Here is a 12,740-nt window from a genome sequence, read left to right on the forward strand (position 1 = left end):
GATCGTTGCGAAGGCCGGAGCTGTAAGAGCGGGAGAAATCATGACCCTTGCCGAGACATCGTGGCCAATAGGGGAGTTCAACAAGCATGTCGGGTTTGAGCTCAGCGAATGGCAGCGCAATCATGCGTGTGTCGAGGTCGAGATCGACAGCTACCATACCAATGTCATGGGCGTGACCCATGGCGGTGTTTTGGTGAGTGCGCTCGATTTTGCATGCGGCATGGCCGGCTGTTATCGCCCGCCCCCGGAGCCGCGTTTTTATTGCATGACATTGACATTAAACACGAATTTCGTCGCGCCAATGCGCAAAGGGTTGCTGCGAGCGCATGGCCGCCGGATTGGCGGGGGGCGGTCCGTGTTTTTTGCCGAAGGAGAAATTTTGCTGCCGGACGGCACTCTGATCGCCACCGCATCGGGCGCGTTCAAGCTGTTTGACCGGAAGCCGAAAACATAAGCGCTGAAAGGCGCGTGAGGAGGAGCATCATGGACTTGGGAATTCTGGCCTTCGGCGGCTACTTGCCGCAAAGCCGGTTGCAACGTGCTGAGATCAGCAAGATGCACGGCTGGTACAATCCGGGCTTGAAGGGATTGGCAAAGGGCGAGCGTACCATCGCCAATTGGGACGAAGACGCCATCACCATGGCGGTCGAAGCGTCCAGGGACTGCCTGACCGGGCTCGATCGTTCCGAGATTTCTGCAGTCTTTATGGCGTCGACCAGCTTTCCGTTCGATGACCGACAGAATGTCGGGGTGGTTGCCGACGCGCTGAACCTCAAAAGCCAACTGATGACTCTCGATCTGGCAGCCTCTCAGCGCGCGGGCAGTTCCGGATTGTCGGTCGCCTTGCAAGCGGCCTCTGGTACCGAAGGGCCAATTCTTTTTACCGCCTCCGAACAACGTAAAACCAAGGCCGCGAGCCCGCAGGAAATGACCTATGGCGATGGTGCCGCGGCGGTTTTGGTGGGCACCGGCGAAGTGATTGCGAAATTCATCGGGGCGCACACCGTATCTGCCGACTTTGTCGATCATTTCCGGGGATCCGGTCACGCGTATGACTATGCCTGGGAGGAGCGCTGGCTGCGGGATGAAGGCTATTTGAAGATCGTGCCTGACGCGATCAAAGCCGTGCTTGATAAAACAGGCACTGCGGCAAGCGATGTCACGACGTTTTGCTTCCCGGCCGCCATGAAGCGGGTCGCTAGCATGCTCGCCAAGAAGGTGGGCCTTGCGGACGAGGCCGTTGCCGACAATCTCCAAGCGACTTGCGGGGAAGCGGGGGCCGCCCATCCTGTCATCATGCTGGTGCACGCATTGGAAACCGCAAGACCGGGCGACAAAATCCTTGTGACCGGCTTTGGCCAGGGGTGCGATGCTTTGATCTTCGAAGTGACGGACGCCATCGAAAAGCTTGCACCGAGAACCGCTGTGTCCGGCCATCTGGCCCGCCGCCGGACGGACACCAACTACGCCCGCTTTCTCACTGTCAATGGCTTGGTCACGATGGAAGAAGGCATAAGGGCGGAGGTCGATAAACAGACCGGTCTCTCCACCCACTATCGAAACCGGGACATGGCTCAGCGCATGATCGGAGGGTGCTGCAGTGAATGCGGCACACTGCAGTTCCCCAAAAGCAATGTTTGCGTCAATCCAAATTGCGGTGCCATCGGCACGCAGGAAGACCACGAATTTGCAGACAAGAAGGCCCGGTTGAATTCCTTCACGGCCGACCGGCTGACCTTCTCTCCAGACCCGCCCGCCTATTACGGCATGATCCAGTTCGAGGACGGCGGCCGGTTGATGGCCGACTTCACAGACATTGATCCGGACCAGGAACTGGCCGTCGGCATGCCCATGAAGCTCATGTTCCGGGTGAAGGACTACGACAGGAACCGTGGTTTCCGCCGGTACTTCTGGAAGGCAACGCCAGACAATGATGATCGGGCCAGCGCGCCCGCCGAAGCGGCCGAATAGGGAGGAAAGAACATGGCATCTGGAATTAGAGACAAGGTCGCCATTCTCGGCATGGGCTGTTCGCAGTTTGGCGAGCGCTGGAGCGACAATGCCGAAGATCTGATGATCGAAGCATTCACCGAGGCCCTCGGCGACGCAGGCATTGAGAAAAACCAGATCGATGCCGCCTGGCTCGGGACGGCCATTGAGGAACAGCATGTCGGCAAGTCCGCCGTGCCCCTGTCGATGGCGCTGCGTTTGCCGAATATTCCGGTCACGCGCGTAGAAAACTACTGCGCCTCCGGCTCGGAGGCTTTCCGGGGCGCCGTTTATGCTGTCGCAGCCGGGGCGGCCGACATCGCGCTGGCTCTTGGTGTCGAGAAGCTGAAGGATACTGGTTACGGCGGTTTGCCTCAGCGCAACCGCGGCTCGGTGAATGATCTTTTCTGGGCCAACGTGTCCGCGCCTGGATCCTTCGCACAGCTCGCATCCGCGTATCGCGCAAAACATGGCATTGACGCCGGTGACCTGAAACGCGCGATGGCGCATATCTCTGTCAAAAGCCACGACAATGGCGCGCGCAATCCCAAGGCCCACCTGCGCAACCGGATTGATGAAGACAAGGTGCTCAATGCCCCGATGATTGCAGAGCCGCTGGGTCTGTTCGATTGCTGCGGCGTCTCCGACGGCTCGGCCTGTGCCATCGTGACGACACCGGAGATCGCCAAGTCGCTGGGCAAACATGACCTCATTACCGTGAAGGCTTTGCAGCTTGCGGCTTCGAACGGACTGGAAGCGCAGCACAATTCCTGGGACGGCAGCCATTTCGTGACGACGCGCAAATGCGCCGAGCGGGCTTACAAGGAAGCCGGCATCACCAATCCGCGCGATCAGATAAGCCTGTTTGAAGTGCATGACTGCTTTTCGATCACCGAGCTGGTGACAATGGAAGACTTGTTTATCTCACCGGAAGGCGGGGCTGTGAAGGACATCATGGACGGTTTTTATGATGCCGACGGCAAGGTCCCCTGCCAGATCGATGGTGGCCTGAAATGCTTTGGCCATCCGATCGGAGCGTCGGGTCTCCGAATGATCTACGAGATGTATCTGCAGCTTCAGGGCCGGGCGGGCGACCGCCAGCGCAAGGAAGAACCCGTTTTCGGCATGACACACAATCTGGGTGGTTTCCCGCACCAGAACGTCTGCTCTTTGGCAATCGTCGGAAAGATGGGGGCGTAAGCGCCGCCATCGCGATGGCAGGGCCCGGTGACTGATACCTAGCCGGGCCTTGTCACAGCAGTTCGACAGAAGTGCCGGTTGCAACAGCATCCTGGGGAGGAGCAATGAGCGATCTACTTGTAAAGCGGGACAGCGGTGTGCTGAGCCTGACCCTCAACTGTCCTGACCGGTTGAACGCTCTGTCAACGGACATGCGCGAGGGCATCTTGTCGGAGCTCCTTTCGGAGCTGCATGCTCCGAGTGTGCGCGCTGTTTTGATCACGGGGTCCGGCCGCGGCTTTTGCAGCGGTGCCGATCTCGACCTCGAGACAATCCTCGCGCGCCGTCAGCATATCGAGACGCAGATCCTCGGCGGCATCAATCGGGTGGTTCAGGCCTTGCGCGACCTGCCGGTTCCGGTCATTTCGGCCGTCAATGGTCCAGCGGCCGGTGCCGGGTTTTCCATTGTCCTGGCGTCCGACATCGTTATTGCAGCCAAGTCCGCGAAGTTTCACCTGTCTTTTGCCCGGATCGGCGCGGTTCTGGACGGCGGGGCCTCCTCGCTCCTAACCCACCGGATCGGTGCGTCGCGCACCACGGCGCTGGCGATGCTGGGCGGGTCGATGGACGCAGAAACGGCAAAAGACTGGGGCCTTGTTCACGAGATCGCGGGAGATGACAGCCTTTTGGATACCGCAACCGGACTTGCACAGCGTCTGGCTTCCGGTCCGACAGTTGCCCTTGGCCTGATCAAGCGCGAGATCGCAGCCGCGCAATCGGCGACTCTCGACGAGTCCTTGCGCCTGGAAGCAGCCTGCCAAAGCAAGGCCTTCAACACTCAGGATTTCGAAGAAGGCGTCCGCGCCTTTGGTGAAAGCCGTAAGCCCAATTTTCTGGGCTATTAGAACGGGAAGAGTACCGACCTTATGCCAAAGACACTGTATTGCGGGCCGCGGTCCATGGCTCAATCCGATGTACGTACCCTTGCCCGAAGAGCGGCGAGTGGTTTCCTGAAAGCCGGCGTCACGGAAGGCGGGACTGTCGCCACCATGATGCGGAATGATTTTCCGCTGGTGGCGATGGATCTGGCGGCCGCTCTTGTGAAAGCAGCAGCCGTTCCGGTCAATTGGCGTTTCACGGCTGAGGAAGCCGCCTATATACTGAAGGACTGCAAGGCCAAGGTTTTTGTTGTTCACGTGGATCTTTGGAACCAGGTCGGCCCGGACCTTCCGGCTGATGTCATTGACCAGCTTCAGATCGTGATTGTGCCGACCCCGGCTGACATTGCAGCGAGCTATGGCCTCTCAGGAGATGCCTGTGCTGTGCCGGAGGGGTTCCCGGTCTGGGAGGATTGGCTCGCAGCGCAGTCTGTCTGGGACGGACCGGACGCCCATGGTCAGGCTGCGATGATCTACACCTCCGGGACCACCGGACACCCCAAGGGCGTGCGCAGGCTGACAAATCCAACCTTGGTCAGCACCGGGTACAACAGGATTTTTTCCGAACATTGCCGGACCCTGATGGTGGCTCCGATGTATCACTCGGCCCCGAACCGGTTTGCCATGCTGACCGTTGATGTGGGTGGCGATCTTGTTCTTGTTCCGCGATTCGATCCGGAAAAGATCCTTCAGATCATTGAGGAGTACCGGATCACGACGGCCTTCATGGTACCGACCATGTTCATCCGGCTCTTGAAACTTCCAGCTGCGGTGCGCCGGCACTATGACACATCCTCCCTGCGGCACATCGTTGCCGCCGGCGCACCGTTCCCCCCGGATATCAAACGCGCGATGATCGACTGGTGGGGACCCGTGATCTTTGAGTATTACGGCGGCACTGAAACCGGTGCGGTGACGTTGTGTTCCAGCGAAGAGGCACTTCAGAAGCCGGGCACGGTGGGCCGCGCCGTTGAGGACGCGACCATCAAGATCATTGCCGAAGATGGGTCGGAGTGCCCGCCGAATGTGCCAGGCGAAATCTATTGCCGTCTGCATTCCTTTCCCGACTTTGTCTACGAGGGCCGGCCGGAGGACCGGGCCGCTGTTGAGCGCGACGGACTCTTCACTGTTGGCGATATTGGCTACCTTGATGACGATGGTTATCTGTTCATCTCCGACCGCAAGCGCGACATGATCATCTCCGGCGGGGTTAACATTTATCCGGCGGAGATCGAGGCCGCCATGTTCGGCCATGATCAGGTCCATGATTGTGCGGTTTTTGGAATTCCGGATTCTGAGCTTGGCGAAGCCATCGCTGTTGCCATTCAGCCGGAACCGGACACCACCATCGATACCGGTCAATTGCAGGACTACCTTCGGTCCCGGATTGCCAGCTACATGATCCCCCGTAAGATCCTGATTAAGGACAGCTTGCCGCGGGACGACAATGGCAAGATTTTCAAGCGCAAGCTGCGGGATGCTTTTTGGGCCGATGCCGGCCGGCGGATTTGAGTAAGGAATATTTCATGGCCGATGTATTGCCCACCACCAACGCCAGCCTCGATGTTCTCCTGAAGCCTCAATCCGTTGCAATCATCGGGGCGTCGGATGATGCAACCAGGATTGGCGGGCGGCCGGTTTCCAGTACGATTGCTGGCGGTTTCAAGGGACGGATCTATCCCGTCAACCCGAAGCGGCCAACGGTTCAGGGTCTCAAGGCGTATCCGTCAATCACCGAGGTGCCCGAAGCGGTGGATTGCGCAATTGTTGCCGTGCCCGCGCCTCTCGTTGAAAAGACGGTTGCGGATTGCGCCGCCATGGGCACCAAGTCCACGATCATCTTCAGCTCCGGTTTTGCAGAACTCGGAGCAGGGGGCGTCGAAGTACAGCAACGGATTGCGGCAGCGGCGCAGAAAACCGGGATGCGGCTGATCGGTCCGAATTGTATCGGAGCGTTCAGCGTCAGTGCCGGCTGGTTCGGCACGTTTTCCAGTGTTCAGGCCAGCTTGTGCCTTGCTCCGGGGAAAACGGCAATCGTCAGTCAGAGCGGTGCCTATGGGGCGCACATGTTCTACATGGCGCAGCGGCGCGGTGTTGCTACCGACCTCTGGGTGACCACCGGCAATGAATCGGACATCGATGTGGCCGAAGTCATTGCCTACTACGCCGACCATCCGGATGTCTCGACCATCATGGCCTATACCGAGGGCGTGAAGGACCGAGACCGCATGTGTGCGGCCCTTGATCTGGCCCGCGCCGCGAAGAAGCCGGTGATCATGATCAAGGTCGGGGATACGGATGTGGGCGCAGAAGCTGCGGCCACACACACGGCCAGTCTCGCTGGTGATGATGCGATCTACGATGCGCTCTTCAAACAATATGGCGTTTACCGGGCGCACAGCTGCCAGGAAATGGTCGATGTCGCCTATGCCTGCCAGACCGGGCTGTTCCCAACGGGCCGGAAGATGGCCATTCAGACCGTCTCCGGCGGCATTGGTATTCAGATGGCTGACGAGTCTGTCAAAAACGGCTTGGACATTCCAGCGATGCCAGAGGCCTTACAGCAAAAACTGCTGGGATTGATTCCATACGCTGGTGTGCGTAATCCGATCGACATAACAGGGCAGGTGCTCAACCAGCCGGAAGTCATCGGTCAGGGCATTGATCTATCAATCCGCGAAAGCGGCTGTGATGCCTATGCAATTTATCTTGCGAGCGCCCCACAGGCGCCGGGGCTTAAGGACTTCTGCCTTCAGACTTTCAAGGACCTGCGAGCAAAACACCCTGAAACACCGCTGGCGCTCAGCATGATCGCCACACCCGAAATCATTGCCGAGTATGAAGCGCTCAACATCGGCTGTTACGAGGATCCTGTGATGGCGATCCGCGCAATGGCGGCCCTTGCCCAGTTTCACGAGACCTTCGAACGCGGCCAGCCGGATACACCTTCAGATCTTCCGGCTGATGTGGCCAAAGCGCCGGATGAACGGGTGTCGGAAGCCGGGGCAAAAGCCATTCTGGCAAGCGCCGGTATCCCGGTGACCCGTGATTTCCTGACGGCAAGTGCCGAAGAAGCGGTCAAGGCATGGTACGCAATTGGCGGCCCGGTGGTCTTGAAAATCGCCTCGCCGGATATTCTGCATAAAACCGAAATCGGCGGCGTTTTGATCGGTCTCAACGATGAATTGGCGATCACCGAAGGTTTTGAGGCCATCGTGAAACGCGCGCGGGAAGCCCAGCCCGATGCCACAATGGAGGGTGTGCTCGTCTGTGAAATGGTTTCAGGCGGTGTTGAAACGGTCCTTGGTGTAACGAATGACCCGGCGCTCGGTCCGGCGGTGATGTTTGGTCTTGGCGGGGTTTTCGTTGAAGTGATGAAGGACGTGACCTTCCGCCTGGCCCCGTTTGGCATTGACGAAGCGCATCGCATGATCAGCGAGATCAAGGGACGGGCGATGCTGGATGGTGTGCGCGGCGCACCGCCTGCGGGCATTGATGCATTGGCACAAGCCCTGTCCCGGCTCTCGGTCTTTGCCGCAGAAAATGCCGACCGGTTGGAATCAATCGACATCAATCCGTTTGTCGTCCTGCCGGAGGGCGCTGTTGCCCTGGATGCGGTCATTGTACCCAAAGCCACAATGCTTGCCGGCGATCCGGCGGGTAAGTGACATGCGGGCATTCAAGGGACTGCGCGTCATCGACTTTACCCGTGCGTTGTCAGGGCCGATGGCTGCGCAAATGCTGGCGTTGCTCGATGCAGATGTCATCAAGGTCGAGCCTCCCGGCGACGGAGACCAGCTGCGCGGGGTGCTGGCCAGTCCTGAGATGGCGGAAAAACGCCTCTCGCCTGCGTTCCTCACCGGCAATCTTCGAAAGCGCAGCCTTGCCCTTGATCTGAAGTCGGAGATTGGACGCGAGGCGGCTGGCCGATTGGTTTCTGGCGCGGATGTTGTCATCGAAAACTTCGTGCCGGGAACGGCACAAAAACTCGGCATTGACTACGAGACGGTTCGAAGAGCCAACCCGGATGTCATCTATTGTTCCATCAGCGGGTATGGTCAAAGCGGACCGAGGTCTTCTGAAAAAGCTTATGATTCTGCGATACAGGCAGATTCTGGAATGATGTCGCTGACCGGCTTCCCCGAGACAGGGCCAACCCGGATCGGGTTTATGCTTGTAGACGTCACCACCGGCGTTTCGGCAGCCTATGCCATAGCCGCTGCGCTCTATCGGCGGGCCATGACCGGCAAAGGCCAGTTTCTGGACGTTGCCATGTATGACACGGCCCTTCAGCTGATGTGTTGCCAAGGGGCGGACTATCTGGTTCGAGGGCATCTGCCGCCCCTGATGGGCAATGAATCCCCAATGACCCAACCGACTGCCGGGACCTTCGAAACATCGGACGGCATGATCCTGCTCGCCACCTTGACCTCAGATCAGCAGCAAGGGGCGTTCAAGGCGCTCGGTTTTGCGGAGCTGTTGGAGGACCCGCGTTTTTCCTCTGAGCTTGCCCGCCACAAACATATTGAAGAAGGCCGGGAGCTGATCCGGCCTGTCTTGCTAAGCCGTTCGACGGAGGAATGGCTGAAAATCCTGAAGGCGCATGGCGTTCCCGTTCAAGCCGTTCGTGATCTGGGTCAGGCTTTGTCTGACCCGCAGCTAGACCATCGCGGCCTGCTTGTGGAGGCAGGGAAACTAGACGACACATCAGACCCCGTCACTTTGCTCGGTGCCCCCTTTGTTGCGAACGAGGACGGACCACACCAAAAGGCAGAGCCACCGTTTCAGGTCGGGCAGCACAGTCGTGAAGTTCTGGAAGAACTTGGTTTCTCTGCGTCAGAAATCACAAAATGCCTGGAAACAGCTCCGTAAGTTTACCCTCGACCAACTGACGATTGTTCGCATGTACATATTTTGCTAAGGATCGCGCGCCGCTAAGGCAGGATAAAGACTTTGACCGGACCGATAGCAAAAAGTGGGTGGCGTAGATCCGCTGATGAAATCGGTTTTGGTAAACCTGAAATTGGACACATATGCACGACCTGGATCGCAAGCTCGGTACATTGTTCAGCGACATTGCCCGTTTCCGCCGGATTCTTTTTGATCAGCTGGCAACCGAGTACGACCTGACCCATGTGCAGGTGTTCCTGCTCAATCATCTTCACAAGGATGATGGTCTGACCCAGACGGATCTTGCATCCCGGATGGATATCGGAACGGTCACGATCAGCGGTCTTGTCGACCGGCTGGAAGCCAAGGGCTACGTGGAACGTCGGCCGGATGACAAAGACCGCCGGGCCAAACGTGTTTGGCTGACGCCAAAGATGCAGGAAGTCTGGAAGAAAATCGGCGAAAGCATGCGCCAAATGAATGAAGTCACATTCGAGGGTGTCGATGACAGTGACATTGAGCATCTGATCACGACCCTGCGCAAGGCACGGCAGAACCTTCAAGGCCGGTTGAGCGGATCTGGCGCTTAAGCCGGGTTGAGTTAACTCTTCAAAGAAATTTTGAAACAAGGCGCTGGCTTTCAAAGCTGGCGGTCTGTTCGTGTTCTGTTTTGACTGACCCTGCAAAGAGCGTTGAGCCTGCTAGATCGATTTAAACGCTTGCTAGAAAATTAGTTCGCAATATAATAATAAATATACTTATGAAAACGTGATCGGGTGTTCCGGACCCCCGGCCACGCACCTAAAAGAGTGTTTGGACACATGACGCAATCTCCACGGCTCGTCGGACCGGGGTTCTACTGGCAGGACTTTTCTGCCGGTGACCGGTACCGGACTCTGGCACGCACAATTACGGAAGCAGACATCATCGCCTTTGTCGGTGTAACCGGAATGACCGAAGTCCTGTTTACCGATCAAACCTTTGGGCAGGGTGTCGCGGCTCGCGGGCGGGTCGCACCTGCGGCACTGACCTACACGTTGATCGAGGGCATTCAGTGCCAGACCCTCATCCAGGCGACCGGGCTGGCGCTTCTGGAAGTCGAAAAGAAGGTTCTGGCACCCGTCGCTGCTGGAGACACCGTTCACGCCATCGTGGAGGTATTAGAGGTCCGCCAGACCAGCAAGGGAAACCGTGCCGTGGTGACGACGCGCAACGACATCGTCAATCAACATGGCGAAACGGTCATCACCTACACCGCCAAACGGCTGGTCGCGGGACGGTAAGAGCCATTGGCGTCGAAGCCGCTGGGGGAGCGGCCGATGCGTAGAGGCAAATAAACAAATTGGGAGTGAGGCATGGACATCAATTATACGCCGGAAGACGAGGCTTTCCGGACTGAGGTAAAGGCCTTCCTGGAGGCGGAGCTGCCAAAAGGTCTCAGTGACAAGGTCAAAGCAGGACAAAAGCTTGATGGCGAAGACTTCATGCTCTGGCAGCAGATCCTTGGAAAAAAGGGTTGGCTGGTGCCCCGCTGGCCCGAGGAACATGGCGGCTGCGGCTGGACACCGGTGCAGGTGAACATCTTCGATGAAGAAGCCTACCTTGCCGGAGCGCCCCGCGTTCTGCCGTTTGGCGTTAATATGGTCGGTCCGGTGATCATTGAATTTGGCAGCGAGGACCAGAAAGCCCGTCACTTGCCAGGGATTGCCCGCGGTGAAGTGCCGTGGTGCCAAGGCTTTTCCGAACCCGGATCCGGGTCGGATCTGGCGTCCTTAAAAACGGCAGCGGTTCGCGACGGCGACGATTACATCGTCAATGGACAAAAGATCTGGACCTCATATGCCCATTTTTCCGATTGGATGTTCTGCCTGGTGCGCACTGATCCCAATGCGGCAAAGAAACAGCAGGGAATTTCGTTCCTTCTGATCGACATGAAATCCCCCGGCATCACAGTCCGCCCGATCATCACGTTTGACGGCATGCATTCGGTCAATGAAGTCTTTCTGGAAAATGTCCGGGTCCCGGCGGAAAACCTGGTCGGCGAAGAAAACAAGGGCTGGGACTATGCCAAATTCCTGCTCGGGCATGAACGCACCGGAATTGCCGGCGTCGGCGGCTGTAAGGCCGAGTTCGAAAAGCTCCTGGATATCGCCCGGACAGAGAAAAAAAACGGCAAACCTTTGATCGAGGATCCGCTGTTTGCGGCGAAGGTCGCGCGGCTCGAGATCGACCTCAGGGCATTGGAACTGACCAACATGCGGATGCTGAGCGGCAGTGAAACGGGTTTGAACGGAGCCTTCCCGTCCGTTTTGAAGGTCAAAGGCACCGAAGTGCAGCAGCGCATTGCCGAATTGCAAATGGATGCGGTCGGAGCATATGCCTTGCCATGGCAGCAAGCGGCGATGGATCCGGCGTGGAACGGCGACACAGTCGGCCCGGATTATGCAATCCCGCGCATGCCGGCCTATATCGATCGCCGAAAGGCAACGATTTACGGCGGTTCGACCGAGATTCAGAAGAACATCATTTCAAAAACACTCCTGAGCTAAGCGGACCGGCATCATGAATTTCATTTATTCTGAAGAACAATCCCTGATTTCCGACAGTCTCGGCAAGGTGTTGAGCGATGGCTGCAGCCAGGCCATGCGCCGGTCTCTCATAGCCGGTGATCAGGACCATGATCCCGAGATCTGGTCGGCGCTCAGCGAGCTTGGAATGCTGGGCCTGCCCATCGCAGAGGCTTATGCGGGAGTTGGCGGCACCGCCGTCGACACGATGGTCGCGGCCGTCGAGTTTGGGCGTCACCTTTCGCTCGAGTCGTTCACGGCAAGCGTTGTTTTGGGCGGGGGCGCCCTTCAATTGGCTGGAACAGACGACCAGAAAAACGCTTTTCTGCCCGGTATTGCGGACGGCTCCAAACGCGCCGCGGTCGGGTTTTTGGAACCGGAAAGCCGGTTTGACCTTTCAAGTGTTGCGACCCGTGCGGAACCGGACGGCGATTGCTACCGGCTCTCCGGCCGGAAAACATCAGTGATCGGCGCCCCGTCAGCGGACATTCTGATCGTGTCGGCCCGAACCTCAGGACATGCGGCTGATCCGGATGGTCTTACCTTGTTCCTCATACGGCCGGACGCAAGCGGTGTGGTGATGAAACCCTACCGGTTTGCAGATGGCCGGACCGGTGCGGACATTGTGCTTGAAAATGTTCCTGTGGCGGCATCTGAGATGCTGGGTCCGAAAGACAAGGCGGCAGACCTCATCGAACATATCGCAGATCTAGGGACCGCAGCACTTTGCGCAGAGGCTTTGGGAGCGCTCGAAAAAATCATCGCCATGACGACCGAGTATTTGAAGGTTCGCACCCAGTTCGGCCGTCCGATCGGCGAGTTCCAGGCACTTCAGCATCAGCTGGCCGAAATGATGATTGATTTCGAGCATGCCAAGTCGCTGGTGTTTGAAGCCGCCATGACCGCCGATAGCCCGGAGGCCCTCATTCGGAAGAAAGCTGTCTCTGCCGCCAAAGTCTACCTTGGCGAACGCGGGCGGGTGATCTGTCAAAATGCGATCCAGATGCATGGCGGCATCGGCATGACGGATGAATATGAGCTTGGTGACTATGTGAAACGGGTCATGGTCGCAGAAAAAGCGTTCGGCGATACCGACCACCATTTGGAGCGCTACGCCCGCCAGATGGCTTAGATATCGTGGCTGCTGAGCAACGCGATCGGGAGGATAGTCCTCCCG

The 12,740-nt window shown here is 58.1% G+C and carries 11 protein-coding genes; all 11 read left to right on the plus strand.

Annotated features, from left to right (window positions below; all coding sequences use genetic code 11):
* Window positions 1–40 precede the first annotated feature (40 nt).
* The 11 genes from ACVDG4_RS16775 (at window position 41) to ACVDG4_RS16825 (ending at window position 12,695) form a co-directional block, all read left to right on the plus strand.
* Window positions 41–454, plus strand: a complete 414-nt coding sequence (locus ACVDG4_RS16775) for a PaaI family thioesterase (protein WP_447235947.1) — start codon at window positions 41–43, stop codon at window positions 452–454.
* Window positions 455–483: 29 nt separating this feature from the next.
* A complete protein-coding gene (locus ACVDG4_RS16780; protein WP_447235948.1) occupies window positions 484–1,971 on the plus strand; it encodes a hydroxymethylglutaryl-CoA synthase family protein in 1,488 nt (495 codons plus the stop codon).
* A 12-nt stretch (window positions 1,972–1,983) separates the two neighbouring features.
* Window positions 1,984–3,189, plus strand: a complete 1,206-nt coding sequence (locus ACVDG4_RS16785) for an acetyl-CoA acetyltransferase (protein WP_409685118.1) — start codon at window positions 1,984–1,986, stop codon at window positions 3,187–3,189.
* Window positions 3,190–3,293: 104 nt separating this feature from the next.
* Window positions 3,294–4,073, plus strand: coding sequence for an enoyl-CoA hydratase-related protein (locus tag ACVDG4_RS16790; RefSeq protein WP_447235949.1), 780 nt, complete (start codon window positions 3,294–3,296; stop codon window positions 4,071–4,073).
* A 21-nt stretch (window positions 4,074–4,094) separates the two neighbouring features.
* Window positions 4,095–5,618: an AMP-binding protein gene (locus ACVDG4_RS16795; protein ID WP_447235950.1), complete on the plus strand. Its 1,524-nt coding sequence runs from the start codon at window positions 4,095–4,097 to the stop codon at window positions 5,616–5,618.
* A gap of 14 nt (window positions 5,619–5,632) precedes the next feature.
* Entirely contained in the window at window positions 5,633–7,774 is a 2,142-nt protein-coding gene (locus ACVDG4_RS16800) for an acetate--CoA ligase family protein (RefSeq protein ID WP_447235951.1), read from the plus strand.
* A gap of 1 nt (window position 7,775) precedes the next feature.
* Complete coding sequence (locus ACVDG4_RS16805) at window positions 7,776–8,978, plus strand: CaiB/BaiF CoA transferase family protein (protein ID WP_447235952.1); 1,203 nt, start codon at window positions 7,776–7,778, stop codon at window positions 8,976–8,978.
* A 161-nt stretch (window positions 8,979–9,139) separates the two neighbouring features.
* Window positions 9,140–9,586 (plus strand): MarR family winged helix-turn-helix transcriptional regulator, encoded by a 447-nt coding sequence (locus ACVDG4_RS16810; protein ID WP_409685133.1) that lies wholly within the window; start codon window positions 9,140–9,142, stop codon window positions 9,584–9,586.
* Between the two features lie 231 nt (window positions 9,587–9,817).
* Entirely contained in the window at window positions 9,818–10,279 is a 462-nt protein-coding gene (locus ACVDG4_RS16815; RefSeq protein ID WP_447235953.1) for a MaoC family dehydratase, read from the plus strand.
* A gap of 72 nt (window positions 10,280–10,351) precedes the next feature.
* Window positions 10,352–11,545, plus strand: coding sequence for an acyl-CoA dehydrogenase family protein (locus ACVDG4_RS16820; RefSeq protein WP_447235954.1), 1,194 nt, complete (start codon window positions 10,352–10,354; stop codon window positions 11,543–11,545).
* 13 nt (window positions 11,546–11,558) lie between these two features.
* Window positions 11,559–12,695, plus strand: a complete 1,137-nt coding sequence (locus tag ACVDG4_RS16825) for an acyl-CoA dehydrogenase family protein (protein WP_447235955.1) — start codon at window positions 11,559–11,561, stop codon at window positions 12,693–12,695.
* Window positions 12,696–12,740: the final 45 nt, after the last annotated feature.

It is taken from the genome of Roseibium sp. MB-4 (assembly GCF_053005265.1).